Origin of the sequence: Mycobacterium sp. SMC-4, from assembly GCF_050205565.1 — a bacterium.
GTDB lineage: Bacteria > Actinomycetota > Actinomycetes > Mycobacteriales > Mycobacteriaceae > Mycobacterium.
On record NZ_JBNMQU010000015.1, the window covers coordinates 82,897 to 108,500 of the forward strand.

Below are 25,604 nucleotides of genomic sequence, written 5' to 3' on the forward strand. Positions count from 1 at the left end.
GCCCGGCTTACTGCGAGGTCGCGGTCGCCGCGCCCAGGGCGTTCATGTCGGGCACGAACGGTTGATGAGCGAGCAGTCCGCCGTCGACCCGGATGGATTCGCCGTTGATTCCACGCGAGTCGTCCGAGGCGAGAAAGGCGTAGACCTTGGCGAGGTCATCAGGCCCGTTGAGGTCCGGCGCCAGGGTGTGCCGGCGATAGATGTCGGTGACTTCCTTCGGGAGCTGTTGCGCGGGAGGGGTTCTGGTGGTGCCGGGGCAGATCGCGTTGCACCGCACGCCCTCGCGACCGTATTGGGTCGCGGTGTATGCGGTAAGCGCCAGCAGAGCGGCCTTGGTCGCCCCGTAACCGGTCAGGCTGGTGTCACCCGCGAAGGCGTGCGTGGAGGCGGTGTTGACGATGGATCCACCGTGGGCGCGAAGGTGCGGCAGCGAGTGTTTCGTCGTGAGCATCGCGCTGCGCACGTTGACCGCCATCACGTCGTCCCAGACCTCGATGGGCATGGTGGCCACGTCGCCGTCTCCCGCGGGAAAGACACCGGCGATGTTGAACAGGATGTTGAGGCCGCCGTAGGTCGAGACCGTCGTCGCGACCAGATCCCGAATCGCCGCCTCATCACGAAGGTCGGTGTGAACGGCGATCGCCACGTCCGGTCCGTAGGTGTCGTTGAGTTGATCGGCCAGCGCTGAGGCCCCGTCGATGTTGATGTCCGCGAGCACCACGCGGGCGCCTTCGGCGACCACCTGTGTGGCTGCCGCACCGCCGATGTTGTTCCCACCCGGATTCACGGTGGTCGCGCCGGTCACCAGCGCAATCTTGTCGGACAGTCGCGCCATGTCATCCTCTTTCCGTGGTCGGACCCGGTGCAATGCACCCATGTGAAGGCTAACTTCATCATTTGTCGTCGTCAACAACGCTCTGACAAGTTATTATGGCGCTACAGTTAGTAGAGATTCTTCCGTGGTGGCGCAATGGCGAGAGGAGCCGACGTGCTGTCGGTAGCTGACGAGAGCTGGACAGAGGCGGATGCCGAGGCCCTGGAACGTGCGGAGGCCGCGCTCGGCGGTGTCTTCGGTGACGGGCGGCGCCCGCTACCCGACATGCGCGTCGATCTCGACGAGATGATGAGCGCTCAGGCCCTCCTCGACGACGTCGTGGTCACCGAGGTCGATGCCGGTGGGGTCCCCGCTCTGCGCGTCGACGGTGGATCAGTCGACGACAGCGCCGCGGTGATCTGGCTGCACGGCGGCGGCTACGTCATGGGATCCCCGCACGGGTACCGCGCAATGGCCGCGGCTGTGTCGGCGGCATGCGGTCATCCGGTGTTCGTACCCGATTATCGGAGAGCTCCCGAGCATCCGTTTCCCGGCGCGGTTCTCGACTCCGCAGCGGTGATGGACTGGGCGGCAGAGACTTTCGGTGACCGCTGGGTCCTTGCCGGCGATTCGGCCGGCGGCGGACTGACGGTGGCTTCACTGATCCGCGCCCGCCAGCAGGGAACCCCGCTCCCGGCAGGCGCGGTCCTGGTGTCGCCGTTGGCTGACTTCACCGCGGCCGGCGAGAGTTTCGACCGTCATGCCGACGAGGATGTCGCCATCTCGAGGCGTTCGGTCAAGTCGCTGGCGGGTGCCTACCTGGCCGGCCACGACCCACGTGACCCGCTCGCCTCACCGGTGTTCGGCGATTTCCACGAACTGCCGCCGATGCTGATCCTGGTCAGTGATCGGGAGGTGCTGCTCGACGACGCGAAGATGCTGCATCACGGCATGCAGCGCGACGGGTCGGTGTCGACGTTGTCCGTCTACGCCGGGGTGTGTCACGCGTGGACGATGTTCGCGTCGTCCATGCCGCGTGCGCAGCGCGCGATCGCGGAGATCGGTGAGTTCGTCGCGACCGTCCTACGCGAACGAAAAGGATTGTGACGAACCGCGATGCGAAGGCAGGAGAGTCCGAAATGACCGGGGCACAGATCGATGCGTTCCAGGACGCATTCCGCAACGCCATGGCTTCTGTCTGCACACCGGTGGCGGTGATCACGGCAATGGACGGCGAGCGACCGCACGGCACTACGGTGAGTGCGTTCGCGTCCCTGTCGATGTCGCCGCCGTCGCTGCTCGTCAGCCTTGACCAGGGTTCCGACCTGTTGGCACTCATCCGGTCGGGAGGAATCTTCGGCGTCAACGTTCTCGGACACCATCAGTCCGATCAGGCGGCCGGTTTCGCTCGTAAAGGACTTGACAAGTTCGCCGGCGTGGAGTGGACGCTGTCCGGTGGTGTACCGCAATTATCCGGTGCCGCAGTGTGGTTCGCTTGTACGGTACTGCAGACTGTCGAGGCCGCCGACCACGTCGTCGTGATCGGGGAGGTGCGCGCAGTCGAAACATGTGGCATCGCGCCGCTGACATACCATGCCAGGACCTTCGGCACCCACCGGGTTTTGAGCTGACGGAGTCGACCATGAGATGTATCGCCGTGGATGACGACATGCCCGCGCTGATCGACCAGATCGCGCGGGGAGAACCAGTCATCGCGCTCGACGGCGAACGTGGTGCACTACTGTTCTTCGCCGCGGAGGTCGCCTCGACTGGGCTACTGAGCTTCGCGACGCGGTACTCATCGGGTCTGATCCATGCCGTCATGCGATCAGATCGCCTCGACCTGCTCCGGATTCACGACCAGCTCGTGCTGGCGTCGGAGGATCGATCTCTGCGATTCACGGTCTCGGTGGATGCCGTCGGCGTCGGCACCGGTATCTCGGCGCGCGACCGGGCGCTGACCCTGCGGGTTCTCGGCAACCCGGACGCGACCGCCGCAGATCTGCGGCGGCCGGGACATGTGCTCCCGGTCCGGTGCCCGGAATTCCCGTTCGAACGTCGAGACCAGGTCTGGGACATGATGATCCGAGCCGTTTCGCAGAGTGGACTCAGCCCGGTGGCCGGTGCCTGCCGGTTGGTGCGCGACACGGGCGACGTGCTCGACGAGACCGGTGCCCGGGAGTTCGCCGCGCACTTCGGTCTTGCGGTGATGCCCGGTCGCTAGGCGGCCAGCACCGCAGAGACGAGGCGGTGCAACTCGTTGGCGATACCCGGCCGATTGCGCATGCTCGGCGTCTGCGTGATGTCGGTGACCAGGCCGATCGACGCCCGGGCGAGCAGCCGTGCATACGACGGGGACAGCTCCGGTCGAATCCCGAGAATGGCAGCAACCCATTCGTCGATGTATTCGCGCTCGCTCATCCGAATCGCTTCCTGGGCATTCTCGGGAAGGTAGATCAGGTCAGCAGCCAGGATCGCCAGGATCGGTTGGTGCGGGCCGAGAGCCAGTTCGATGAGCGTGCACACGATGACGTCGACAACCTCCTGCGGCGTGGTGGCCGACGGCAGCCTGTGGTTGGTGACGTAGTGCAGTCCTTCGGCGCCGCGGTTGAGTACCGCCTGCAGCAGCTCGGCCTTGCCGTTGAAATACTGGTAGAACGTCGCGATGGCAGTGTCCGACTCGGCAGCAATCTCCTCGATGCCGACGGCGTGATAGCTCTGCGCATGGAACAACCGCGTGGCGGTCGCGAGGATGCGTTCCCGCCGCCCGGGTGGGCGCCGCTGGGTCGGTACCCGCTGAACTGAGCTCATGGTGGCGCCGTCGAGGTTGCAGTGCAGAACCCCCTGGGCGGTCGACTGCAGGAGACGCTTGGCGGCGGCATCCTCGAGTCGTTTGCGCGCGGGTGCGACGCTCGAATAGATCCCCAACACACTCCAGGCGCGCAGTTCCGCGTCGCTGGACGGCTCACCGCCGTTCCCCAGGCCGAGAGCATGCACAGTCAGACGCAGCACCTCGTTGAGCTTTGCGCGGAACTGATTCTGCTCCGCCTCGGACAACTGCCGACGCTCGCGCTTCCACAGCAGCACTTCATCGCGCTCCAGGACCAGATCGGCGAGCTCGGACAAGAACATCGCCGTGCGTTCGTCCGAATCGAGGTCCGACTCCACCGCGCGGATCGCGACCGCCTCGACAGCGCCCAGCTGTTCCGAAATGGCCTGCGCCAGGATGTCGTGCTTCTTGCGGAAATGCCGATATAACGCGGGGCCGGTGAGGCCTACAGCCGAGGCGACATCGTCCATGCTCACGTTGTGGTAACCGCGCTCGGTGAAGAGCCGGGCAGCAGCTTGGGACAACTGCAGTTTGCGTACCGAACTCCGTGCGTGCTGGCGAACGGTCTGCGCCACGTCGGCGGTCCTCCCTTTGCTGCCGTTCGGCCGATGTGCTGGCCTGGAAGAGTGAACCCCGATTATAGTTCACCGCGCCGCACGGGTCCTGATTTGGGAACGCGACCGCCGTGTGCCTTTTTCAGGAGACCGCGACGACCGCCTCGCCGCAGAGGGTGACCGTGCCGTCGGCAAGTGTGATCTTCACGTCGACGGTCGCCCGCTTCTCGCCGTCCACCTCCTCGACACTGGTCACCGTCCCGGTGCAGGTCGGTTGAGCGAGAACCGGTGTGATCGAAGTGAACCGGGTGCTCAGGGCACGCAATCGCGATTGCGGTACCCAGGAGGTGATCAGCCGGCCCAGGTAGGCCATCGAGAGCATGCCGTGGGCGAAGACGTCGTCGAAACCTGCGGCCTTGGCGGCGTCGATGTCGATGTGGATCGGATTGTGATCGCCTGAGGCGCCGGCGAACAGTGCCAACGTGGTACGAGAGACGGGCCCCACATGCAACGGCGGCAACTGAGTCCCAACCTGGATCTCGGCGGTATCGGTGCTCATGAGGGCGCTCCATTCCTGATGACGGACACGCTTTCCATCTCGGCGACCAGGTCGCCGCCGGATGTCAGCTGTGAACGACGCACCAGAAACTCCAAGGCGCCGTTACGTTTCGAGTAGTAATCGGTGAACTCCGCACGCAGCGACAAGGTGTCGCCGGCGTGTACCTCGCCGTGGTAGGTGAACCGTTGCTCGCCGTGCAGCACCGTGGACAGGTCCACGCCGTGGGCTTCGAGAACGCCGAGGGTGTCGGAGTGCTCGAGGTCGAGTCCGAAGACAAACGTCGGGGGCGCAAGAAGATCGGAGTGGCCCGCGGCGCGGGCGGCTTCGACGTCGAAATAGATCGGATCGGTCTCCCCGATCGCCTTGGCGAACATCGCCACGCGCCCCCGTTCGACGTCGACCGTGCTCTCCGGCCACTGATATCCCTTCAGGGATTCGGCACTCATCGCGATGTCCTTTCGTACAGAGTGACGACACAAGCTCCGCCGAGGCCGAGGTTGTGCTGCAACGCCAGTCGCGTCCCTTCCACCTGGCGCTCGCCGGCCTGGCCGCGCAGTTGCCAGACCAGCTCGGCGCATTGAGCCAGGCCGGTGGCGCCGAGCGGGTGGCCCTTCGACAGCAGTCCGCCTGAAGGATTGGTCACGACCCGACCGCCATAGGTGTTGTCGCCGTCGAGGATGAACTTCTCGGCGGTGCCTTCCGGGGTCAGGCCGAGGCCCTCATAGGTGATCAGTTCGTTGGTCGTGAAGCAGTCGTGCAACTCGACCACCGGGATGTCCTCCGGGCCGACACCGGCGGCTTCGTAGACGTCGGCCGCAGCCTTCGCGGTCATGTCGTAGCCGACCACGCGGCGCATGTCGTCGCCGTTGAACGCTCCGGGCAGGTCGGTGACAAGGGACTGTGCACGGATGCGCACGGCGTGATCGATCCCGTGTGCGCGGGCGAAGTCCTCGCTGCACACCACCGCCGCGGCAGCGCCACAGGTGGGTGGGCAACATTGCAGACGGGTCAGCGGGCCCCAGATCGTCGGTGAGTTCATGACGTCCTCGAGCGTCACCGGATCGCGGAAGACCGCGAACGGATTGCGGGCCGCGTGTTGGCGTGCCTTCACCGAAATCCGGCCGAACGTCTCGGGTTTGGTGCCGAAGCGCTCCATGTGTGCCACTCCGGCGCCACCGAACAGTTGAGCAGCCATCGGTGCCTTCGGATCGGCGCCGGGCTGGCCCAGAGCCACCTCTTCGAACTTGCCCGTCGAGCTCGGCCGGTCGTCCCACACGGCAGCGAGTGCGCCGGGGCGCATCTGCTCGAAGCCCAACGCGATGACGCATTCGGCCGAGCCGGAGGCGACGGCCTGCCTGGCCAGCCAGAGCGCCGATGAACCGGTCGAGCAGTTGTTGTTGACGTTGAGCACGGGAATTCCGGACAGCCCGAGGTGATACAGCGCGGCCTGACCGGACGTCGAGTCTCCATAGACGTAGCCGACATAGGCCTGTTCGACGGTCTCGTAGTTCAACCCGGAGTCGGCGAGCGCAGCGCGTGCTGCGTCGGCACCCATCTCCTGGTAGTCCCGGCTCTTACCCGGTTTGGCGAACGGAGTCATGCCGACCCCCGCCACACACACAGTGCGCTGCATCTCTACCTCACAGTCAATCAACTAGAATTGAAACTAACTATACGAAGGCATGCGGCTGTATTGCAACAGCAGTGGACTATCAAAAGCCGGTATTGCGAATAACTGTCGGCAATGTGGACGCGGGCAGGCGCAATGTCAGCCGCGAGCGGCGGTCGACTGCGTGGACCGCTCGAAGTGCGCGTGCACGTTGGGGTAGCGCATCATGTGCGCACCTCCGTTGATGTCGAGCACCTCACCGGTGACCCACTGTGCTCGGGCCAAATACATGACGGCTTCGGCGATCTCGGCCGGAGTGCCCGGACGTCCCAGCGGGACGTTCTCCACGTACTCGCTTTCGACGCCGGGAACACCGAGCGCGCCGGAAGTCAGCGGCGTGCGCACCAGGCCGGGTGCGATCGCGTTGACTCGGATGCCGCGCGGTGCCAGTTCCAGGGCGGCGACCTGCGTCAGCATCGACAGGCCTGCCTTCGCCGAGCAGTAGGCGCTCATGCCGACCGCCGGCTGTCGGGCGTTGAGCGAGCTGAGCGAGATGATCGCGCCTCCGTCGGCGATGTGGCGGCCGGCGTGCTGGATGGTGAGAAACGCTCCGGTCAGGCACACGTCCAGCACCCGGCGGAACTTGGCCACAGGCAGTTCGGTCACCAACCCGAGCGCGGTGATACCTGCGCAGTTGACGGCGACCTCGAAGCGGCCGTCCCGCTGCTCAAGAGAGGCGAAAAGCGTTGCGACACTTGACTCGTCGGAGACATCGACTTCCGCGGCAGCGTGCCCCTCGCCGGGCAGTTCGGCAAGCATCGACTCGGCGGCCTCGACGTTCCGGTCTGCGATGACCACCGCGTAGCCCTGAGCGGCCATTTCGCGACAGATCTCGGCGCCGATGCCCGAGGCTCCGCCGATGACCACCGCGTAGGAATTCTGAGTCATCGACGGCTCCTCTGGTTGCGAACTGTTGGTGCCGCACTCGTCCGCGCAATCTTGCCGACGACGACGGCGGGAAAAGCAACGGTCACCCCGGGGGGCCGTTGTTAATTACAGTTCTACCACAGGTGTGGTCGGTGGATCAGCCCGCGAACCGGGACAGCCGCGCCGACAGATGCGGAACCAGGCCGCCGTCGGCGTCGACCCGCTCCTCCACGTAGGCGAGGTCACCGCCCTCGATGATTCCGTAGAGCCGCTTGGCGCCGCCGACGAGAATGCCGGACTTGCTGCGCGCCAAAGCGTCGGTGACCAACTCCCAGGACGACTGGTTGAGCGGCCGGCCGTAGAACAACTCGACATAGCCCGACGAATGCGCCAGCAGCAGCTCGATGGCCTGGGACTCGCCGGGGTCGGCGGGATCGGTGACGAACCGCCAGTAACCGGTCTCGCGGAGATCGGGCCGGTCGTAGTCCCCGTCCTCGGTCAGCCGCCACGACCGTGCTTCCCAGTTCAGGTAATCACCGCCGTCGTGGGAGACGACGATCTGCTGACCGAAGCGGTAGTCGCCGTGCGCGCCGCGCCCCTCGCCCTCGCCGCGCCAGACGCCCACCAGGGGCAGCAGCGCGAGCAGCGCGTCGTTGAGGTCGGCGCCCTGACGCAGATTCGCCGTGTCGGCGGGCAACGGCAGGTCGCTGAACGCCGGAATGTTGCGTGCAGCGGTCTCTTTCGCCCGCTCGGCCGCAGCGGCGACCGCTTCGTCGCCGGACGTCATTACGACTCGTCAGTGACCAGGCGATACAACGCGTACAACGCGAACCAGGTGATCACCACGACGGCCGCGACGAGCAGGATCTCGAAGAACAGCACCACGACGGAGAGTCTAACCGCCGACGAGATCCTGCTCGCGACCGGACCTGGGTCCTAAGCGGGGCCCCACTGCCCGACTCCGTCAGGCGACCTTGACGTCGACCTCGTGGATCCCGGCGCCCGACGGCGCGACGACCGCGTCGCCGTTACCGACCTTCGACAGCGCCCGCAGCGTCCAGGTGCCCGGCGCCGCGAAGAAGCGGAAGTCACCGGTGGCCGACGCGACGACCTCGGCGGTGAACTCATCCGAGCTGTCCAGCAGGCGCACGAACGCTCCGCCGACCGCCTGCCCCGAGCCGTCCACGACCCGGCCGGTGATGACCGTTTCCTTCTCCAGGTCAACGCTGGCGGGCAACGTCAGTCCTTGCTTGGGTGCAGAGCACATATCAACTTCCCAACTCGATCGGGGCTCCCACCAGGGAGCCGTATTCCGTCCAACTACCGTCGTAGTTCTTGACGTTCTTGTGTCCGAGGAGCTCCTGCAGCACGAACCAGGTGTGCGAGGAACGCTCACCGATCCGGCAGTAGGCAATGGTCTCCTTCTCCCCGTCGAGGCCGGCCTCGGCGTACAGCTTGGCCAGGTCCTCGTCGGACTTGAAAGTGCCGTCTTCGTTGGCGGCCTTGCTCCACGGAACGTTGATGGCGCTGGGGATGTGACCCGCGCGCTGGCTCTGCTCCTGCGGCAGGTGCGCCGGAGCGAGGATCTTGCCGGAGAACTCGTCGGGGGAGCGCACGTCGACGAGGTTCTTCTTGCCGATCGCGTCGATGACCTCGTCACGGAACGCGCGGATGCTGTTGTCGGGGGCCTTGGCGGCGTAGCTCGTGGTCGGCCGCTCCACCTTGTCGGTCGACAGGGGGCGCGCGTCGAGCTCCCACTTCTTGCGGCCACCGTCGAGCAACTTGACGTTCTCGTGGCCGTAGAGCTTGAAGTACCAGTACGCGTACGCGGCGAACCAGTTGTTGTTGCCGCCGTAGAGGATCACGGTGTCATCGTTGGAGATACCGCGCTCGGACAGCAGCTTCGAGAACTGCTCGGCGTCGACGAAGTCGCGCCGAACCGGATCCTGCAGATCGGTCTTCCAGTCGATCTTGACGGCACCGGGGATGTGTCCGGTGTCGTAAGCGCTGGTGTCTTCATCGACCTCGACGAAGACGGTGTTCGGCGCGTCGAGATTGCTCTCGGCCCAGTCGACTGAGACCAGGACGTCGGAGCGTGCCATAGAGGGGTCCTTCCGGTTTTCGTTGGGGGCGGGTCGCTACGTGCGGGCGGGAACGAGTCGCCGAAGCAGCACGGTTGTGCGCTCGGCGGTGGTGATCATCGACATGAAAGAGGCTCCTGTTGTGCGTTGGCGGGCTGGCGGGCCGGTCGGCGGCCGCTCACGAGAGTGCGGCGCACAGCGAAAACGCGGCTACTCAGCAGCAACAACAACAGCAACAACCCGCGACGCGGCACAGATCAACTGCGCGGCGCTTGGTGAGCGAAGGCTCGAGGCGGGCTGACACGGGCCACAGCTTACCCAATGACAGGGTGATCAAGCCAACAGCCGATGCAGAGCCGATCGCAGGTCAGCGGCGGTGGGCACACCCGAGGTCCGATAGCGCTGCCGGCCCTCGGCGTCGAAGATGAACGTCGTCGGCAACGACAGCACCGAAAGCTTGCGCGCCGCCTCGGGATTGGCGTCCATGTCGATCTCGACGTGGGCGACGGCGGGAAGCTCGGCGCACACGTCGTCGACCACGCGTCGCACTCCGACGCACGGCCCGCACCATGGCGCGCTGAAGTGCAGGATCGTCGGGCCGGTCGTGGACAGACCCAGATCGCTGGTGTCCACGTCGGGCCACTCGGCGGCGCCTCTGGCCAGAGTGCTGCGCAGCGCGACGAGCCGCCCGATCAAGATCGCCAGGCCGGCCACGACGATCACCACCGCGACGACCGCGACCCATGTCGAGGTCATGGGAGGCGGAACTGGTCGAGTCGGAGCTCCATGTCCTCGGTGATGCCCTCGATGATGATGTCCGAACCGCGGGCGCCCTGACTGGTCGGTGCGACCCCGAACGGCAGGCGCTGGCCGGGCAGCGTGGTGGTGAACGCGGCCAGCACTGCGGGCAACTGCTCCTCGGGCACGTCCACATCGGCGGTCCCCGGCCCGGTCAAGACTCCGGTCGCCGTCAGGACCAGGGTCGAGTCCTGCGGCCCCGTCACCGACAGGTCCACTGCGATGCTGACGCGCTCGCCGAACCCGGCCTTGTCCGGGGTGCCCGTGAACACCACCCCGCGGTTACTCGAGATGCCGGACTCGGTGGTGCCGCCGGTCGAGTCGTTGGTCTCGACGGTCGGTGCCTCGACGAGCAAGTCGGGAACGCCCATGAAGCGGCCCAAGTGGGTGGAGTCGATGATGATGCGGCTTTCCAGCTTGTCGACGGACAGCGTCGAGTCCGGCTGCACCAGCCACGACCCGGGCAGCTCCACCGAGTGCAGGGTCGCCTCCAGCGACGCCTTCCCGACGACAGCGTGATCGACGCCACTGGCTTTGATCTCGACCTCGTCGTAGTGGTGTCGGGACGCCTGGGTGACGAAGGGGAAGCCCAGGATCGCCACCGACGGGTCCCAGTTCAGGTCTGCGGCGGTACGAACGCTTCTGGCCAGGCGATATTCCGCGTAGATCGCGGCGCCGAAGTCGATGCCCACCACGCCGAGGACCAATGCCGACAGGGTCGCGAGGGCACCGAGCAGGAGCTTGCGCACCCCGACATTCTGGCCCACGGGGTCCAGCAACTCCGTTCCGCGCGGCTTACAGGCAGGTAGCGCGCTATCGTTAGACCATCAACGGTCGGGTAACGGCCGTGTGTCAGGCATGAATCTGGGAAGTCACCGCGCGACAACGACGTACCGGCGGTGGCCTGCCGAATGATCTCCACGACCGTTGGAGGGCCAGTTGGATCTACTGCTACTCACGGTTGACCCGCATCCTGAATCAGTCCTACCGTCGCTGGCCCTGCTCGCGCACAACGTGCGTACGGCACCTACCGAGGTGTCGTCGTTGCTGGAGGCCGGAACCGCGGATGTGGCGATCGTCGACGCGCGTACCGACCTCGCCGCCGCGCGCGGGTTGTGTCGTCTGCTCGGCACGACGGGCACCTCGGTGCCGGTGGTGGCCGTCGTCAACGAAGGCGGGCTGGTCGCCGTCAGCGTGGAGTGGGGTCTCGACGAGATCCTGCTGCCCAGCACGGGGCCGGCCGAGATCGACGCACGGCTGCGGTTACTGGTGGGACGACGCGGCGGGCTCGCCACGCAGGAGAACGTCGGCAAGATCAGCCTCGGTGAGCTCGTCATCGACGAGGGCACGTACACGGCCCGTCTGCGCGGTCGTCCTCTCGACCTCACCTACAAGGAATTCGAGCTGCTGAAGTACCTCGCGCAGCACGCCGGCCGAGTGTTCACCAGGGCTCAACTGCTGCAGGAGGTGTGGGGTTACGACTTCTTCGGCGGCACCCGCACCGTCGATGTGCACGTGCGACGGCTGCGCGCCAAACTCGGCCCCGAATACGAATCGTTGATCGGCACGGTCCGCAACGTCGGATACAAGGCGGTCCGGCCGGCCCGCGGTCGCGGCGCCACGGCAGGCACACCGCTGCCGGACGACATGGACGACGATCCCTACGACGACGACGTCGAGGAACTGGGTAGCGAAGCCGTCTCCGAATCGCTGGGGAGTCCGTGACGGTCGACTGGCATCGCGAACTCTCCGACGAGCAGCGTCAGCAGATCCGCAACCTCGTCGCTGCGGCCACCGCTTCCGACGGGGTCGCCCCGGTCGGGGAGCAGGTACTGCGCGCTCTGAATCACAGCCGGACCCGGCATCTGGTCGCCGGGGGAGACGGGGACGTGCTGGGCTATCTGAATCTCGCGCCCGCCGCGGACGACGCGCCGCCCATGGCCGAACTGGTCGTGCACCCTGACGCCCGTCGCCGCGGCATCGGTTCTGCGATGATCCGCAGCGCACTGGACACCGATGCCGTCGGCACCCGCTTCTGGGCACACGGCGACCTCGAACCCGCGCGCGCAACCGCGAAGGCTCTGGGTCTGGTGGCGGTACGCCGACTGCTGCAGATGAGTCGCCCGCTGACCGGCCTGCCCGCGGTGCCGCCGCTCGACGCGGTGCGTCTGGCCACCTACTCGGGTCCCGACGACGATGCCGAACTGCTGCGGGTCAACAACGCCGCCTTCGCCTGGCATCCCGAGCAGGGCGGCTGGACCGACGCCGAGATCGCCGAGCGGCGCGCAGAGCCGTGGTTCGATCCCGCAGGACTGTTCCTGGCGTTCGACGAGCAATCCGGTGCGCTACTCGGATTCCATTGGACGAAGGTGCATTCGGCGTCGCTGGGCGAGGTGTACGTCGTCGGCGTCGACCCGGCCGCCCAAGGCCGCGGCCTGGGTGCGGCGCTGACGCTCCTCGGTCTGCACCACCTGGCCGAGCGGCTGACCGTCGGCGGAGTCGAGCCCGACGTGATGCTCTACGTCGAGGCGGACAACACTGCCGCGGTGAAGACGTATGAACGTCTCGGTTTCCACGTGGCCAACGCCGACGTGGCCTACGCCGCAAACCTGTAAGAACGCTGAACCGTTCACCTCGCGTTCACTTGCAGTCCGCGAACGATCCACCACGGCCGCATACGTTGCCCGAGAGATCGCAGCCGTCTGGGCATCGAGTCAGGAAAGTGGGATCAGTGAAGCGCAACAGCATCGGCAGGACGTTCGGCACGACCGCCTCCATCGCAGCAATCGCGGCGTTGACGCTTGCGGGGTGTGGCAGCGACAACAACGCGCCCACCACCACGGGGACGGGAACCGGTTCGGCGTCGGCCGCTGACTGCGGGGGCAAGAACAATGTGACCGCCGAGGGCTCGACCGCTCAGCAGAACGCCGTCGCCGTGTTCAACCAGGTGTGGGGTCAGGCGTGCCCGGGCAAGAACCTGTCCTACAACCCGACCGGTTCGGGTGCCGGCCGCGAGCAGTTCATCGCGCGCAACGTCGACTTCGCCGGTTCGGACTCTGCGCTCAAGGACGAGCAGATCGCCGCCGCGGCCCAGCGGTGCGGTGGCAATCCGGCCTGGCACCTGCCGCTGGTGTTCGGGCCCATCGCGCTGGCCTACAACCTCGACGGGGTCGACTCGCTGGTGCTCAACGCCGACACGCTGGCACGCATCTTCTCGGGCCAGATCACCACCTGGAACGACCCGGCGATCGCGGCGCTCAACGAGGGCGCCAGCCTTCCGGACAGCCCGATCACCCCGGTCTACCGCTCGGATTCGTCCGGCACCACCGACAACTTCCAGAAGTACCTGACCGCCGCCGCCCCGGAAACGTGGACGCAGGGCGCCGGCAGCGAGTTCCAGGGCGGCGCCGGGGAGGGCGCGCAGAAGTCCGCCGGCGTGGTGCAGGCCGTGCAGGCCACCCCGGGCTCGATCGGTTACGTCGAGAAGGGCTTCGCCGACCAGGCCGGTGTCCCCTACGCACAGATCGACACGGGTGCGGGTGCGGTGGAACTCAACGACGAGACCGCCGGCAAGGCGATCGACGCCGCCGCGTTCGCGTCCGAGGGCAACGACCTGGTGCTGGATCTGGACTCGATCTACGCCACCCAGGAGCCGGGCGCGTACCCGCTGATGCTGGCGACCTACGAGATCGTCTGCTCCAACGGCTATGACGCCGAGACCGCGACGGCGGTGAAGTCGTTCCTGACGGTGGCTGCCAACAACGGGCAGGGCGACCTGTCCTCGGCCGGCTACGTGCCGCTGCCGGACAAGTTCAAGGAGCGGTTGCTCACGTCCATCGACGCCATCGGCTCGACTGCCTAGCTGCTTGGCACCGGGGCGGTATCGAGGCGAGGATGGGGGTCTGACCGAATGACGTACCACGGAACCGAGAAGGGCTTCGACGGAACTTCTGTGACGATTCCCAATCCAGCCGACTCGGGGTCGGGTGAGGCGTTGGCCGCACCCCTCCCCGCGCCCACTCCGATCTCGACGGACCCCGCCAAGAACGCCAAGGTGCGGTTCGGCGACCGCATCTTCAGGATCCTGGCCGAAGGTTCGGGCGTCCTGATCGTGGCGATCATCGCCGCGATCGGGATCTTCCTGCTGTGGCGCGCGGTCCCGGCGCTCGCGCGTAACGAGGAGAACTTCTTCCTCTTCGGCGGCAACTGGATCACCACCGACACCTCGGCGATGCACTTCGGCATCCTGGACCTGTTGCAGGTGACGGTGTTCGTGTCGGTGTTCGCACTGATCCTGGCGATGCCGGTGGCCCTGGGTATCGCGATCTATCTGACGCAGTACGCGCCGCGACGGATCAGTAGTCCGCTGGCCTACCTGGTCGATCTGCTGGCCGCGGTGCCGTCGATCATCTATGGCGTTTGGGGTCTGTATGTCCTGGCGCCGGCGATCAAGCCGTTTGCGTTGTGGCTCAACGATTCTCTGGGCTGGATGTTCCTTTTCGCCGACGGCACTGCCTCGGTGTCGGGTGGCGGCACGATCTTCACCGCCGGAATCGTGCTCGCGGTGATGATCCTGCCGATCATCACCGCGGTCACTCGCGAGGTTTTCGTCCAGACGCCGCGCGGCCAGATCGAGGCCGCCCTGGCGCTGGGCGCGACGCGCTGGGAGGTGGTCCGGACGACGGTGCTGCCGTTCGGCATGTCCGGCTACATCAGCGGTGCAATGCTCGGTCTGGGTCGCGCACTCGGCGAGACGATCGCGCTGCTGATCATCCTGCGCGGCACGCAGGAGGCCTTCGGCTGGTCACTCTTCGACGGCGGCTACACCTTCGCCAGCCTGATCGCCTCGGCCGCATCGGAATTCAACGACCAGTACAAGGCCGGCGCCTACATTGCCGCGGGTCTGGTGCTGTTCATCCTCACGTTCGTGGTCAACTCGCTGGCCCGCGCCGCGGTCGCCGGGAAGGGCAAGTCATGACCAGCACACTCGACCAACCCGTCAAGGCGCCGACCTTCCAGGGGCTGAGCCTGCGACGCAAAGCCGTCGACAAGGTGGCGACGGTGCTGGTGACCGCCTCGGTGCTGGTGGCGCTCGTGCCGCTGGTGTGGGTGCTCTACACCGTGGTGGCCAAGGGAATCGGCGCGGTCACGTCGAGCACCTGGTGGTGGAACTCGCAGGCGGGCATGACGGCGTTCGCCGCCGGCGGCGGCGCGTACCACGCAATCGTCGGCACCCTGCTGCAAGGCCTGATCTGCGCGGCGATCTCGATCCCCGTCGGCGTGTTCGTCGGCATCTACCTCGTCGAGTACGGAGGTGGCACCCGACTCGGGCGGGTCACCACGTTCATGGTCGACATCCTCACCGGCGTGCCGTCGATCGTGGCCGCACTGTTCATCTACGCGCTGTGGGTTGCCACGCTGGGCTTCGAACGTTCCGGTTTCGCGGTGTCACTTGCCCTGGTGCTGTTGATGATTCCGGTGATCGTGCGGTCCACCGAGGAGATGTTGCGGATCGTGCCGATGGACCTGCGCGAAGCCAGCTACGCACTCGGGGTGCCGAAGTGGAAGACCATCTCCGCGATCGTGATCCCGACGGCGTTGTCGGGCATCGTCACCGGCATCATGCTGGCGCTCGCTCGCGTGATGGGCGAGACCGCCCCGCTGCTGATCCTGGTCGGGTACGCCCAGGCGATCAACTTCGACATGTTCAGCGGATTCATGGGCTCATTGCCCGGCATGATGTACGACCAGACCTCCGCCGGCGCGGGCGCCAACCCCGTGCCCACCGACCGCATGTGGGGCGCGGCGCTGACCCTGATCGTGCTGATCGCGCTGCTCAACGTCGGCGCGCGATTCCTCGCCAAATTCTTTGCCCCTAAAAAGGTCTGAGCAGGTTTAGGAGAAAACCGACATGGCCAAACGTCTCGATCTCAAAGACGTCAACATCTACTACGGTGCGTTCCACGCCGTCGCCGAGGTGTCGCTGTCGGTGCAGCCGCGCAGCGTGACCGCGTTCATCGGCCCCTCCGGCTGCGGCAAGTCCACCGTGCTGCGCACCCTCAACCGCATGCACGAGGTCATTCCCGGCGCCCGCGTCGAAGGCTCGGTGCTGCTCGACGGTGAGGACATCTACGGCGCAGGCGTCGACCCCGTCGGTGTCCGCAAGACCATCGGTATGGTCTTTCAACGCCCGAACCCGTTCCCGACCATGTCGATTCGCGACAACGTGGTGGCGGGGCTCAAGCTGGCCGGCGTCCGCAACAAGAAGACCCTCGACGAGGTCGCCGAACGCTCGCTGCGCGGTGCCAACCTGTGGACCGAGGTCAAAGACCGGCTCGACAAGCCGGGCGGCGGCCTGTCCGGCGGTCAGCAGCAACGACTGTGCATCGCGCGCGCCATCGCCGTGCAGCCTGACGTGCTGCTGATGGACGAGCCGTGCTCGGCGCTGGACCCGATCTCGACCCTGGCGATCGAGGACCTGATCTCGACCTTGAAACAGGACTTCACGATCGTGATCGTCACCCACAACATGCAGCAGGCCGCCCGGGTGAGCGACCAGACGGCGTTCTTCAATCTGGAGGCCACCGGTAAACCGGGCAAACTCATCGAGATCGACGACACCGAGAAGATCTTCTCGAACCCGACCAAGAAGGCCACCGAGGACTACATCTCGGGCCGGTTCGGCTGATCGCGGGAAAGCCCGCGTCGCTCAGCGCGACGCGGGCAGCTGCTCTTCGTCGGGATTTTTGCCGGTGACCTGGAAGATCACCCGACGCGCCACCTCGACGGCGTGGTCGGCGAAGCGCTCGTAGAACCGCCCCAGCAGCGTCACGTCGATCGCCGCGGCGACCCCGTGCTTCCATTCCCGGTCCATCAGCACCGAGAACAGGTGGCGGTGCAGGTCGTCCATCGCGTCGTCTTCTTCGCTGATCCGCGCGGCCTTCTCCGGGTCGCGGGTGATCAGCACCTCCTGTGCGCTGTGCCCGAGTTCCACCGCCAGCCGGCCCATCTCGGCGAAGTAGCCGTTGACCTCCTCGGGCAACGCGTGCTGGGGATGGCGCCTGCGGGCGATCTTGGCGACGTGCAACGCCAGCGCGCCCATGCGGTCGACATCGGCGACGATCTGGATCGAGCTGACGATCGCGCGCAGGTCGCCGGCCACCGGGGCCTGCAGCGCCAACAGCACGAAGGCGCTCTCCTCGGCACGGACACTCATCGCGGAGATCTGGTCGTTGTCGGTGATGACCTGCTCGGCCAGGCTCAGGTCGGCCTGCAGCAGGGCTTGGGTGGCGCGCTCCATCGCGACGCCCGCCAGCCCGCACATCTCGCCGAGTTGACTGGTCAGGGCATCCAACTGCTCGTGGTACGCGGTACGCATGCGTCAAGACTACGGCGCGTACCGACCCCCGTCACGAGCACACGATGAACGAGAGGTGAAGCCCACCTGCCGAAATGGTGCTGCTCACTCGCAGCTGGTGTCGGCGGCGTTGGTGACGGTGAGGTCTTCGGGCAGGGCCGTCGCCCCGCTGCTCTTGGTGCCGCGGATGACCTCGACCTGCACCGACGATCCGCTCGGGCGCGGTGCAGACACAGAGTTGAAGTCCGTGCCGAGGACGACCTGCACGACGTCGCCCAGCCCGCCGATGCGCTCGATCGTCGAGTCGGGGAACGACGCGGCCAGCGTGGCGGCGGCCTCCTCGTTGCCGGGAGAGAAGAACACCGTCGTCTGCTCCAGCGGCCCCGGATAGTCGTCCGGGTTGGTCACGTTGAACCCGTACGCCTGTAGCGCCCCGGCGGCCGACGAGGCGAGCCCGGACTGGCTGGTCGAGTTCGATACCTGCACGGTGACGTCGGAGGGTTCGGTGGTGACGGCGTTGATGATCTCGGGGGACGGGTCCTCGGTCGGTGCGGTGACGCCGTTGGTCTGGGACTCCGGGGTGCCCGGGACCGGTGTGTTGTCGGGGTTGCGTTCCTCGGGCAGCGGGTCGTCGTTGATGATCGCGTCGAACAGGGCGCGCATGTCGTCGGTGCGGGGAATCTCGTTCCCCCACTCGTCGGCGTAGCCGACAGTCGGCACGGTGACGAACGTGATGCGCCCGGCTGTCACGCCCTGCACGGACTGACCGAGGTCCACCAGGTCCTTGGTGGTCAGGTTGTCGACGTAACTGTCGTTGATGAACATGTTGACGACGTTGTTGAGCTTGGACAGCGAGAAGAACGTCTCTTTCGAGATCAGCGAGCGCAGCAGCGACGACAGGAACAGCTGCTGACGTTTGATGCGCCCGTAGTCGCCGTTGGTCTCGGTGGTGACCTGGCGCGCACGCACGTAGTTCAGCGCGGTGTGCCCGTCGACGACCTGACGGCCGGCCCGGGCGAGCACGGTGCCCAGCTCGTAATCCTCGATCGGGGTCGTACTGCACACCTCGACACCGCCGAGCGCGTCGACCATCTTCGAGAAGCCGGCGAAGTCGACGGCCATGAACCGGTTGACGTGCAGACCGGACAGCTTCTGGATCACCTTGACCAGGCACTTCGGGCCGCCGACGGCGAATGCGGAGTTCAGCTTGTACTCGGTGTACACCTCGTCCATGCCGTACATCGGTGACTCTTCGTCGGTGATCACCCCGTACTCGCGGGTCTCGGCGTTCCACGGTTCGCACTTCATCGGCTCGATCTCGAGATCGCGGGGGAACGAGACCGCGACCACGCGTTTGCGGTTGGCCGGGATGTTCACCAGCATCACGGTGTCCGAGCGGGCGCCCGCCGCGTCCTCGGTGGTCCCGGCGCCCATGGCGCTGTTGTCGCCGATGCGACTGTCGGTACCGACGATCAGGAAGTTCTCGTCACCGAACTGCGCGTTGGGATCGAGGATGTCGCGCGAGTCCGGGTCCAGCGCCGACACCTTGTTGAGCAGGTTGTTCTTGGCCGATTGCCACTGCCAGGCACCTCCGGTGAGCACCAGGGCGAGCACCGCGATCAGCGCGGCGGCGGTGCGTCCGGCCAGCAGGCTGCGTCGGTGCGGCCGAGTCCGGGACAGCCGGGGCGCGGCGGGCGGTGCCTCGCCGAGGACGGGCAGTTCCGGCTCGGGGACGACGGCGGGCAGGACCGTCGTCTCCAGGTCGTCGACCGGGTACGGTTCGGCATCGACCACCGGTTCCGGCTCCGGTTCTGGTGCGGCGCGGCGACGCCGCGGGGTGATCGGGCCGGTGTCTCCGTGGATCTTGGCGATCAGGTCGGCGACGGTGACAGGCCGGGGCGCCTCGTCGTCGGCTTCGTCGCCGGCAGGCTCTATTCGGCGCTCCCACGGCGCGGCGCCTGGCGTCGGCCGCGGGGTTCGGGTAAGCCAGTCACTGTCGGACCTGTCGTCGTCGCCGGGCATGGGACGGCCAGAATTTGCAGCGGCGTCCTGCTTGTCGCCGTCGCTCATCTTCGTACCGGCCCTCCAGCTGTGTCGGCTCCGTGGTGCTCATGCGCCTCGTTGCGCATCGGCACATCACTTGCCGTACCCGTGCCTTCTGTCATGAAGCACTGGTTCTGGCTCCGCCACTGGAGCCGAACATGTGGTTTTTCATCGTACTGAGACAACCTGAGAGACATCCAGCCGGGAAAAGTGTCAGAAATCTCTCGAAATGGTCTCGACGAGCTAGCCGCCGGAGTGCATCACGTCGGCGCCGGCAGGCACGGTGCAGTCGTCGGGGTCGTCGAGCCAACCCTCCGGCAACGTGATTGAGGCGGCCGAACCCTGGCGGCCCCGCGGGCCGTAGGCGGCTGCGGGGAACGGCTCGTCGTGGTCGAGTTGCTCGAGCAGGTCGTCGAGCTCCGAGATGGTCTTGACCAGCGCCATCGACCGGCGCAGGTCGGCTCCGGCGGGGAAACCGTGCAGATACCAGGCCACATGCTTGCGGATGTCCCGCATTCCCTTGTCCTCTCCGAAGTGGGCGGCCAGCAGCTCGCCGTGCCTTCGGATGATCGCGGCGACCTCGCCCAGCGTGGGCGGGGTCGCCGGTTCCGCCCCGGAAAAGGCGGCCGACAACTCGGCGAACAGCCAGGGCCGCCCCAGGCAGCCACGGCCGATCACCACACCGTCACACCCGGTCGCGGCCATCATGGCCAGCGCGTCTCGGGCGTCGAAGATATCACCGTTTCCGAGCACCGGAATATCGCGGACGTGCGACTTCAGCGCGGCGATCTGCTCCCAGTCGGCCTGTCCGGAGTAGCGCTGGGCCGCGGTGCGCGCGTGCAGCGCCACCGCTGCGGCGCCCTCCTCGGCGGCGATACGGCCGGCGTCCAGATGGGTGTGGTGTTCCGCGTCGATGCCGATGCGGAATTTGACGGTCACCGGGATGTCGGTGCCCTCGGTGGCGCGGACGGCGGCCGCGACGATCTGCCCGAACAGCCGACGCTTGTAGGGCAACGCGGCACCGCCGCCCCGGCGGGTGACCTTCGGTACCGGGCAGCCGAAGTTCATGTCGATGTGATCGGCCATGTCTTCGTCGACGATCATCTTCGCCGCGGCGTAGGTGGTGGCCGGGTCGACGGTGTAGAGCTGCAGGGACCGCGGCTGTTCGTCAGGTGCGAACGTCGTCATGTGCATGGTGACGGGATGGCGCTCGACCAGCGCGCGGGCCGTCACCATCTCGCACACGTACAACCCGCTGACCGTGCCGGCCCGGCTGAGCTCGAGCTCGCGGCACAACGTGCGGAACGCGACATTGGTCACGCCGGCCATCGGGGCCAGCACGACCGGACTGCGCAATGCGATCGGCCCGATCCGCAACGCAGATCGGGCCGGTCGCGGCGCGTCGACGCTGGTGGTCACGATGCCGCTGAAGTCCCCACCAGCTGGGCCTTGGCCGCCTTCTTCTCGGCCATCTGGGCCAGCCGCGCCTCGCGGCGCTGTTTGGCCACCTCGAACTTGTCGACGGCCTCCTGCAGCTCTTCGACCAGAAGGCCGAGGTCGTCGCGCAGCCGGGCGCTCTCGCCGTTGAAGTCCTCGCGTTCGAAGATGCGCCACTTCTTCAACACCGGCATCACGATGTCGTCGAGGTGGATCTTCGGGTCGTACACACCGCCGGAGGCGATGGTCACGGCGCGGCGGCGGAAGTCCGGGATGGTGTAGCCGGGCATCTTGAAGTTGCGCAGCACCTTGTGCAGCGACTTCATCGCCTGGTCGGGGGCGATGTCGAAGCCGGCTTCGGACACGTCGCGGTAGAAGATCATGTGCAGGTTCTCGTCGGCCGACACGCGCTGCAGCAGCTGGTCGGCGATCGGGTCGTCGCACGCCTTGCCGGTGTTGCGGTGCGACACCCGGGTGGCGAGCTCCTGGAACGTCACGTAGATCACCGAGTCGAACAGGCTCTCGGCGAACAGTTCGTCCCCACCCTGCTGGTTCTGGCCGGGGGAGAAGCCGCGGGTCATCTGCTCGATGCGCAGCATCTCCAGTTCGACCGGATCGACGTTGCGGGTGACGACGAGGTAGTCGCGCAGGGCGATGCCGTGCCGGTTCTCCTCGGCGGTCCAGCGGTTGACCCAGAAGCCCCACGGCCCGTCCATGCTGAAGTTCATCGCGATCTCGCGGTGGTACGACGGCAGGTTGTCCTCGGTCAGGAGGTTCGTCAGCATCGCGACCCGGGCGACCTCGGAGAGCTTCGACTGCTCGATGTCCCAGTCCTGGCCGCCGAGGGCGTAGTAGTTCTTGCCGTCCGACCACGGGATGAAGTCGTGGGGGTTCCAATCCTTCCTCATCCGCAGGTGCCGGTTGACCAAGGGCTCGACGACGGGCTCGAGTTCTTTCAGCAGTTGCAGGTCGGTCAGGTCTTTCGACACAACGCCTCCCAGTTATCTGTACCTGTTAGTTGCAGTCAATATATCTGTGTCTTTCGGTGACATTCAAGCCACCGCGCCGCAGCTCACACGCAGGTCGGAACTGTTATCAAGTCGTTGCGCCGCTGAGCAGTAGCTCAACACAGTGGTCGATGAACTGTTCGCGGGTCGCCGCCAGCCTGCCGTCGAGGTACGCGGTGAACAGTGCAGTGAGTGCCCCGATCAGCCCTGTGGCAATCATCGCCTGCACCGTGGGATCGGTGATCTGGGTCAGCTTGTGCTGGAGCAGTTCGATGAAGTTGGGCATCCACCGGGCACCGGAGCGGGCCAGTACGGGTTCGGCCTCCGGGGCGAGCAGCAGCACCCGGCCGCGTGTCGGATCGTCGACCATCAAAGAGACGAACCGTTCCACGGCATCGCGTGGACTGTCGGATTTCAACAGCGCCGACATCGCGGCGGTGCACACCTCGTCGTAGACGGCGGCGACGAAATCGTCTCGGTCGGTGAAGCTTTCGTAGAAGTAGCGCTCGGTCAGGCCGGCTGACCGGCACACCGCGCGCACCGTCAGACCGGGGCGCTCAGGATCGCCGAGGGCGGCGATGCCGGCGGCGATCAACTCGTCGCGGCGCAGCGCCTGACGGTCCGACAACGGAACGCCGGACCATCTACCTCGTCGTTGACCTGACGTCACGACCCTCCTAAGCTCAAGTGACAACGTGTGTAGTCAAATTCGTGACGCGTCGACAGGAAGAGCGCCAGTGACTCAAGATACGTCCGCAGCGTGCCCGGCCAACAGCAATCCCGAACCGGTCGAGCCCGCAGTGGCGGCCGGCTGCCCGGTCAGCGGCGGCGGCTACGACGACCTTCCGATGCCGCTCGGCCCGGACTCATTGACCTGGAAGTACTTCGGGCAGTGGACGGGTCTTTTCCAGGGCACCTGGGCCGGGTCGATGCAGAACATGCATCCGCAGCTCGGCGCGGCGGTCAAAGATCACTCCATCTTCTTCCTGGAACGCATCCCGCGCCTACTGCGTTCGATCTACCCGATCGGCGGCGTGGTGTTCGACGGTGACCGCGCGCCCCAGACCGGCGCCGAAGTGCGCGATTACCACATCGGTATCAAGGGGGTCGACGAGCAGGGCCGGCGCTACAGCGCGCTGAATCCCGACGTCTTCTACTGGGCGCACGCGACGTTCTTCAAGTCCACGCTGCTGGCCGCGGAGAAGTTCGGTGGCGGGATCACCGAGGACGAGAAACGCCAGCTCTTCGACGAGCACGTCACCTGGTACCGCATGTACGGAATGAGCATGCGACCGGTTCCCAAGACCTGGGAGGAGTTCGAAGAGTACTGGGACCACATGTGCAACAACGTGTTGGAGAACAACTGGGCCGCGCGCGAGGTCATGGATCTGTCCACCATGCCCAAACATCCGTCGCTGGAATGGGTTCCGGATCCGCTGTGGAAGTTGAACCTGATGGTGATGCAGCGCTTCCTCGACTTCATGACCGTCGCGCTCTACGACCCGCCGGTGCGTGAGCTGATGGGCTACACGTGGTCGCCGCGCCAGGAATTCCTGCACCAGCGGTTCTGCGACGTGGTCACCTTCGCGACCAAAGTGCTGCCCAAACGCTGGCTGATGCACCCCCGCAAGCGGTCGGCGTTGGATCGTGCGTCGGGGCGTCTGCCCGCCGATGCACCTCTGGTCGAGACTCCCGCACGCAACCTGCCGCCCGTCGAATACCGCGGTCAGCCGCAGTTCTACTGCCCGAACGTGTGATCTTGATCCTAGACTCACGGCATGCCGTGGGAGATCTTCGCCGCTGTCGCGCTGCTGGCGCTCACCGGATTCGGGCTGCTGTCACGCCGCATGGCATCAGATGCGGCCGGTGAGACCCGGGGCACGCGGATCGCGGTCGTCGGCGGGGTCCTCACGGTCGTCGTCCTGATCCTCGGATCGACGACGATGGTGTCCACCCGCAACATCGGCGTCGTCACCACCCTGGGCCGGCCCAGCGGGACGCTGAGCAACGGGCTGCATCTCAAGGCGCCCTGGCAGCGGGTGACCGAGATGGACGGCGCGATCCAGATCGACAACCACACCGGCGAGCACGCCACCACGGTCCGGCTGGGCAACAACTCGACCGCGTTCGTGGACAACAGCGTGCGATGGCGCATCCAGGCCGCGGCCGCCGACGAACTGTTCCTCGACTACCGCGACTTCCACAACGTCCGCGAGAACCTCGTGACACGTGAGCTGCGGGCCGCGCTCAACGAGGTGTTCTCCGACTTCGACCCGCTGGCCCCGGAGAACGTGGAGGGCACCGACGTCCAGGCGCTCGGAGACGACGTGGCCGACAAGCTCCGCGCCAAGGTGGGCGACCAGGTCGACATCATCAACGTGATCATCCCGCTGGTCAGCTACGACGAAGCCACACAGGGCCGCATCAACGCGCTCAACGCCGAGCGGGCCAACACCCGGGTGGCCGAACAACGCGCCCAGACCGCCGCGGCCGAGGCGCGGGCCAACGAGGTGCTGGCCGACTCGGTTTCGGACAACCCGAATGTGTTGGTGAGCAAGTGTCTCGATGCCGCACGCGAAGCAGCCCTCAGCCCGCTGGGCTGCTGGCCGGGCGCCCCGGTGGTGCCGACGGTGCCGGCGCGGTAGCGGCGCGTCAGGTTTGCTTTCCGGCCGCACCGGCTAGCTTGAAGGCATGCAGGCGCCAGAAGTTCTGGGCGGCCGCTATGAACTCCGCGGTGTTCTCGGCCGCGGCGGCATGGCGGAGGTGCGTGATGCCTGGGACACCCGGTTGGGACGGCCGGTCGCGGTCAAGATGCTTCATCCCGCCGTCAGCGCGCAACCGGACACGCGCCGTCGCTTCATGACCGAAGCGCGCGCCGCGGCGCTGCTCAACCACCCGCACGTCGTCGCCGTGCACGATCAGGGCGTCGACCGGGGGCGCGACTACATCGTCCTGGAACGGCTGCCCGGACAGAACCTGGCCGACGTCCTGGCCCGGCAGGGTCCGCTGCCGGCCGACCATGTGCGCGCCATCATGACCGACGTGTTGTCGGCGCTGGGTGCCGCGCACGCCCGCGGGGTGCTGCACCGCGACATCAAACCGGCCAACCTGCTGTTCACCCCGTTCGGCGGGGTCAAGATCACCGACTTCGGGGTGGCGAAGAGCGCAGACTCGCCGCAGACGCTGACCAATCGTGTCTTCGGCACCATGGCCTACCTACCCGCCGACCGCATCGCCGGCCGACCGGCAACGCCCAGCGACGATTTGTACGCCCTCGGAGTGGTGGCCTACGAGGCCCTGACGGGCCGCCGCGCCTATCCACAGGACAATCTGGCCGCCCTGGCCGACGCGATCTATGCCGGCCGGGTGACGCCCCTGCGGGCATTGCGCCCCGACGTCGACCCCACGCTGGCGGCCACGATCGAGCGGGCCATGTCGCCGGATCCGCGGTGGCGGTTCCCGACCGCGGAGGCCATGCAGGTCGCCCTCGAGGGTGCCGAGACACACCCGCGAAGTGCCGGTGGAGTCCTTGCCGCGGCAGCCGTACTGACTGTGTTGGTGTTCGCTGCGCTGCTCGTCGCAGTCTGA

The 25,604-nt window shown here is 66.5% G+C and carries 29 protein-coding genes; 12 read left to right on the forward strand and 17 right to left on the reverse strand.

The window, feature by feature from the left end; genetic code table 11:
• Positions 1-7 precede the first annotated feature (7 nt).
• Positions 8-835, reverse strand: coding sequence for an SDR family NAD(P)-dependent oxidoreductase (locus ACQI46_RS23380; protein WP_427096438.1), 828 nt, complete (start codon positions 833-835; stop codon positions 8-10).
• Positions 836-970: 135 nt separating this feature from the next.
• Between ACQI46_RS23380 and ACQI46_RS23385 the strand changes: the two genes are divergently transcribed.
• Genes ACQI46_RS23385 through ACQI46_RS23395 form a run of 3 tightly spaced genes read left to right on the forward strand, consistent with a single transcriptional unit; the run spans position 971 to position 3,038 of the window.
• On the forward strand, positions 971-1,921 hold the full coding sequence (locus tag ACQI46_RS23385; RefSeq protein ID WP_427096439.1) for an alpha/beta hydrolase: 951 nt from the start codon (positions 971-973) through the stop codon (positions 1,919-1,921).
• Positions 1,922-1,953: 32 nt separating this feature from the next.
• Positions 1,954-2,445, forward strand: a complete 492-nt coding sequence (locus ACQI46_RS23390) for a flavin reductase family protein (protein ID WP_427096440.1) — start codon at positions 1,954-1,956, stop codon at positions 2,443-2,445.
• 11 nt (positions 2,446-2,456) lie between these two features.
• Positions 2,457-3,038 (forward strand): 3,4-dihydroxy-2-butanone-4-phosphate synthase, encoded by a 582-nt coding sequence (locus ACQI46_RS23395; RefSeq protein ID WP_427096441.1) that lies wholly within the window; start codon positions 2,457-2,459, stop codon positions 3,036-3,038.
• Here the strand turns inward: ACQI46_RS23395 and ACQI46_RS23400 are convergent.
• The 11 genes from ACQI46_RS23400 to lmeA form a co-directional block, all read right to left on the reverse strand.
• Complete coding sequence (locus tag ACQI46_RS23400; protein WP_427096442.1) at positions 3,035-4,219, reverse strand: TetR/AcrR family transcriptional regulator; 1,185 nt, start codon at positions 4,217-4,219, stop codon at positions 3,035-3,037. The two genes, ACQI46_RS23395 and ACQI46_RS23400, sit on opposite strands and share 4 nt — an antisense overlap.
• Positions 4,220-4,340: 121 nt before the next feature.
• A complete protein-coding gene (locus tag ACQI46_RS23405) occupies positions 4,341-4,757 on the reverse strand; it encodes a MaoC family dehydratase (protein WP_427096443.1) in 417 nt (138 codons plus the stop codon).
• Positions 4,754-5,203, reverse strand: a complete 450-nt coding sequence (locus tag ACQI46_RS23410) for a MaoC family dehydratase N-terminal domain-containing protein (RefSeq protein ID WP_427096444.1) — start codon at positions 5,201-5,203, stop codon at positions 4,754-4,756. Before ACQI46_RS23410 ends, ACQI46_RS23405 begins: the two co-directional genes overlap by 4 nt.
• Positions 5,200-6,390 (reverse strand): lipid-transfer protein, encoded by a 1,191-nt coding sequence (locus ACQI46_RS23415; RefSeq protein ID WP_427096445.1) that lies wholly within the window; start codon positions 6,388-6,390, stop codon positions 5,200-5,202. The genes ACQI46_RS23410 and ACQI46_RS23415 overlap by 4 nt, the downstream gene beginning before the upstream one ends.
• A gap of 135 nt (positions 6,391-6,525) precedes the next feature.
• Complete coding sequence (locus ACQI46_RS23420) at positions 6,526-7,314, reverse strand: SDR family NAD(P)-dependent oxidoreductase (RefSeq protein WP_427096446.1); 789 nt, start codon at positions 7,312-7,314, stop codon at positions 6,526-6,528.
• Positions 7,315-7,450: 136 nt separating this feature from the next.
• The gene (locus tag ACQI46_RS23425) at positions 7,451-8,080 is read right to left on the reverse strand and encodes an FABP family protein (protein ID WP_427096447.1); all 630 of its coding nucleotides are present in this window, start codon (positions 8,078-8,080) and stop codon (positions 7,451-7,453) included.
• Positions 8,081-8,257: 177 nt separating this feature from the next.
• On the reverse strand, positions 8,258-8,560 hold the full coding sequence (locus ACQI46_RS23430; RefSeq protein ID WP_059098314.1) for a DUF1416 domain-containing protein: 303 nt from the start codon (positions 8,558-8,560) through the stop codon (positions 8,258-8,260).
• 1 nt (position 8,561) lies between these two features.
• Entirely contained in the window at positions 8,562-9,395 is an 834-nt protein-coding gene (locus ACQI46_RS23435) for a sulfurtransferase (protein WP_427096448.1), read from the reverse strand.
• A 193-nt stretch (positions 9,396-9,588) separates the two neighbouring features.
• Positions 9,589-9,678: an Ms5788A family Cys-rich leader peptide gene (locus tag ACQI46_RS23440; protein WP_427096449.1), complete on the reverse strand. Its 90-nt coding sequence runs from the start codon at positions 9,676-9,678 to the stop codon at positions 9,589-9,591.
• A gap of 29 nt (positions 9,679-9,707) precedes the next feature.
• Positions 9,708-10,130, reverse strand: a complete 423-nt coding sequence (locus ACQI46_RS23445) for a TlpA family protein disulfide reductase (RefSeq protein WP_427096450.1) — start codon at positions 10,128-10,130, stop codon at positions 9,708-9,710.
• Positions 10,127-10,921 carry a mannan chain length control protein LmeA gene (gene lmeA / locus ACQI46_RS23450; RefSeq protein WP_427096451.1) on the reverse strand — a complete coding sequence of 265 codons (795 nt, stop codon included), beginning with the start codon at positions 10,919-10,921 and terminating at the stop codon, positions 10,127-10,129. The genes ACQI46_RS23445 and lmeA overlap by 4 nt, the downstream gene beginning before the upstream one ends.
• 190 nt (positions 10,922-11,111) lie before the next feature.
• On the opposite strand from lmeA, the gene ACQI46_RS23455 reads away from it, so the two are divergent.
• From ACQI46_RS23455 to pstB, 6 genes are all read left to right on the forward strand, one after another.
• Entirely contained in the window at positions 11,112-11,897 is a 786-nt protein-coding gene (locus ACQI46_RS23455; RefSeq protein ID WP_427096452.1) for a winged helix-turn-helix transcriptional regulator, read from the forward strand.
• Positions 11,894-12,787, forward strand: a complete 894-nt coding sequence (gene mshD, locus ACQI46_RS23460) for a mycothiol synthase (RefSeq protein ID WP_427096453.1) — start codon at positions 11,894-11,896, stop codon at positions 12,785-12,787. Before ACQI46_RS23455 ends, mshD begins: the two co-directional genes overlap by 4 nt.
• A gap of 116 nt (positions 12,788-12,903) precedes the next feature.
• Positions 12,904-14,034: a phosphate ABC transporter substrate-binding protein PstS gene (gene pstS, locus ACQI46_RS23465; RefSeq protein ID WP_427096454.1), complete on the forward strand. Its 1,131-nt coding sequence runs from the start codon at positions 12,904-12,906 to the stop codon at positions 14,032-14,034.
• Positions 14,035-14,082: 48 nt separating this feature from the next.
• Positions 14,083-15,150 carry a phosphate ABC transporter permease subunit PstC gene (pstC, locus tag ACQI46_RS23470; RefSeq protein WP_427096455.1) on the forward strand — a complete coding sequence of 356 codons (1,068 nt, stop codon included), beginning with the start codon at positions 14,083-14,085 and terminating at the stop codon, positions 15,148-15,150.
• The gene (gene pstA, locus ACQI46_RS23475) at positions 15,147-16,061 is read left to right on the forward strand and encodes a phosphate ABC transporter permease PstA (RefSeq protein WP_427096456.1); all 915 of its coding nucleotides are present in this window, start codon (positions 15,147-15,149) and stop codon (positions 16,059-16,061) included. The genes pstC and pstA overlap by 4 nt, the downstream gene beginning before the upstream one ends.
• A 22-nt stretch (positions 16,062-16,083) precedes the next feature.
• Positions 16,084-16,860 carry a phosphate ABC transporter ATP-binding protein PstB gene (pstB, locus tag ACQI46_RS23480; protein WP_427096457.1) on the forward strand — a complete coding sequence of 259 codons (777 nt, stop codon included), beginning with the start codon at positions 16,084-16,086 and terminating at the stop codon, positions 16,858-16,860.
• 21 nt (positions 16,861-16,881) lie between these two features.
• Here pstB and phoU read toward each other — a convergent pair whose 3' ends face one another.
• From phoU to ACQI46_RS23505, 5 genes are all read right to left on the reverse strand, one after another.
• Positions 16,882-17,550, reverse strand: a complete 669-nt coding sequence (gene phoU / locus ACQI46_RS23485) for a phosphate signaling complex protein PhoU (protein WP_427096458.1) — start codon at positions 17,548-17,550, stop codon at positions 16,882-16,884.
• An 84-nt stretch (positions 17,551-17,634) separates the two neighbouring features.
• Positions 17,635-19,599 (reverse strand): LCP family protein, encoded by a 1,965-nt coding sequence (locus tag ACQI46_RS23490; RefSeq protein ID WP_427096459.1) that lies wholly within the window; start codon positions 19,597-19,599, stop codon positions 17,635-17,637.
• A 216-nt stretch (positions 19,600-19,815) separates the two neighbouring features.
• A complete protein-coding gene (dusB, locus tag ACQI46_RS23495) occupies positions 19,816-20,949 on the reverse strand; it encodes a tRNA dihydrouridine synthase DusB (RefSeq protein WP_427096493.1) in 1,134 nt (377 codons plus the stop codon).
• A gap of 38 nt (positions 20,950-20,987) precedes the next feature.
• The gene (locus tag ACQI46_RS23500; protein ID WP_427096460.1) at positions 20,988-21,998 is read right to left on the reverse strand and encodes an acyl-ACP desaturase; all 1,011 of its coding nucleotides are present in this window, start codon (positions 21,996-21,998) and stop codon (positions 20,988-20,990) included.
• 106 nt (positions 21,999-22,104) lie between these two features.
• A complete protein-coding gene (locus ACQI46_RS23505) occupies positions 22,105-22,686 on the reverse strand; it encodes a TetR/AcrR family transcriptional regulator (RefSeq protein ID WP_427096461.1) in 582 nt (193 codons plus the stop codon).
• Between the two features lie 67 nt (positions 22,687-22,753).
• On the opposite strand from ACQI46_RS23505, the gene ACQI46_RS23510 reads away from it, so the two are divergent.
• Genes ACQI46_RS23510 through ACQI46_RS23520 form a run of 3 tightly spaced genes read left to right on the forward strand, consistent with a single transcriptional unit; the run spans position 22,754 to position 25,604 of the window.
• Positions 22,754-23,773 (forward strand): oxygenase MpaB family protein, encoded by a 1,020-nt coding sequence (locus ACQI46_RS23510; RefSeq protein WP_427096462.1) that lies wholly within the window; start codon positions 22,754-22,756, stop codon positions 23,771-23,773.
• 21 nt (positions 23,774-23,794) lie between these two features.
• Positions 23,795-24,661: an SPFH domain-containing protein gene (locus tag ACQI46_RS23515; protein ID WP_427096463.1), complete on the forward strand. Its 867-nt coding sequence runs from the start codon at positions 23,795-23,797 to the stop codon at positions 24,659-24,661.
• Between the two features lie 46 nt (positions 24,662-24,707).
• Complete coding sequence (locus tag ACQI46_RS23520; protein ID WP_427096464.1) at positions 24,708-25,604, forward strand: serine/threonine-protein kinase; 897 nt, start codon at positions 24,708-24,710, stop codon at positions 25,602-25,604.

Excerpts from the sequence above, each read along its gene's own strand:
- phoU (WP_427096458.1), bottom strand. The coding sequence starts at position 17,550 with ATGCGTACCGCGTACCACGAGCAGTTGGATGCCCTGACCAGTCAACTC.
- ACQI46_RS23490 (WP_427096459.1), bottom strand. The coding sequence starts at position 19,599 with ATGAGCGACGGCGACAAGCAGGACGCCGCTGCAAATTCTGGCCGTCCC.
- ACQI46_RS23415 (WP_427096445.1), bottom strand. The coding sequence starts at position 6,390 with ATGCAGCGCACTGTGTGTGTGGCGGGGGTCGGCATGACTCCGTTCGCC.
- pstB (WP_427096457.1), top strand. The coding sequence starts at position 16,084 with ATGGCCAAACGTCTCGATCTCAAAGACGTCAACATCTACTACGGTGCG.
- ACQI46_RS23430 (WP_059098314.1), bottom strand. The coding sequence starts at position 8,560 with ATGTGCTCTGCACCCAAGCAAGGACTGACGTTGCCCGCCAGCGTTGAC.
- ACQI46_RS23520 (WP_427096464.1), top strand. The coding sequence starts at position 24,708 with ATGCAGGCGCCAGAAGTTCTGGGCGGCCGCTATGAACTCCGCGGTGTT.
- ACQI46_RS23395 (WP_427096441.1), top strand. The coding sequence starts at position 2,457 with ATGAGATGTATCGCCGTGGATGACGACATGCCCGCGCTGATCGACCAG.
- ACQI46_RS23410 (WP_427096444.1), bottom strand. The coding sequence starts at position 5,203 with ATGAGTGCCGAATCCCTGAAGGGATATCAGTGGCCGGAGAGCACGGTC.
- ACQI46_RS23515 (WP_427096463.1), top strand. The coding sequence starts at position 23,795 with ATGCCGTGGGAGATCTTCGCCGCTGTCGCGCTGCTGGCGCTCACCGGA.
- ACQI46_RS23435 (WP_427096448.1), bottom strand. The coding sequence starts at position 9,395 with ATGGCACGCTCCGACGTCCTGGTCTCAGTCGACTGGGCCGAGAGCAAT.
- ACQI46_RS23445 (WP_427096450.1), bottom strand. The coding sequence starts at position 10,130 with ATGACCTCGACATGGGTCGCGGTCGTCGCGGTGGTGATCGTCGTGGCC.
- pstC (WP_427096455.1), top strand. The coding sequence starts at position 14,083 with ATGACGTACCACGGAACCGAGAAGGGCTTCGACGGAACTTCTGTGACG.
- ACQI46_RS23420 (WP_427096446.1), bottom strand. The coding sequence starts at position 7,314 with ATGACTCAGAATTCCTACGCGGTGGTCATCGGCGGAGCCTCGGGCATC.
- ACQI46_RS23385 (WP_427096439.1), top strand. The coding sequence starts at position 971 with ATGGCGAGAGGAGCCGACGTGCTGTCGGTAGCTGACGAGAGCTGGACA.
- ACQI46_RS23425 (WP_427096447.1), bottom strand. The coding sequence starts at position 8,080 with ATGACGTCCGGCGACGAAGCGGTCGCCGCTGCGGCCGAGCGGGCGAAA.
- ACQI46_RS23405 (WP_427096443.1), bottom strand. The coding sequence starts at position 4,757 with ATGAGCACCGATACCGCCGAGATCCAGGTTGGGACTCAGTTGCCGCCG.
- ACQI46_RS23390 (WP_427096440.1), top strand. The coding sequence starts at position 1,954 with ATGACCGGGGCACAGATCGATGCGTTCCAGGACGCATTCCGCAACGCC.
- pstA (WP_427096456.1), top strand. The coding sequence starts at position 15,147 with ATGACCAGCACACTCGACCAACCCGTCAAGGCGCCGACCTTCCAGGGG.
- ACQI46_RS23380 (WP_427096438.1), bottom strand. The coding sequence starts at position 835 with ATGGCGCGACTGTCCGACAAGATTGCGCTGGTGACCGGCGCGACCACC.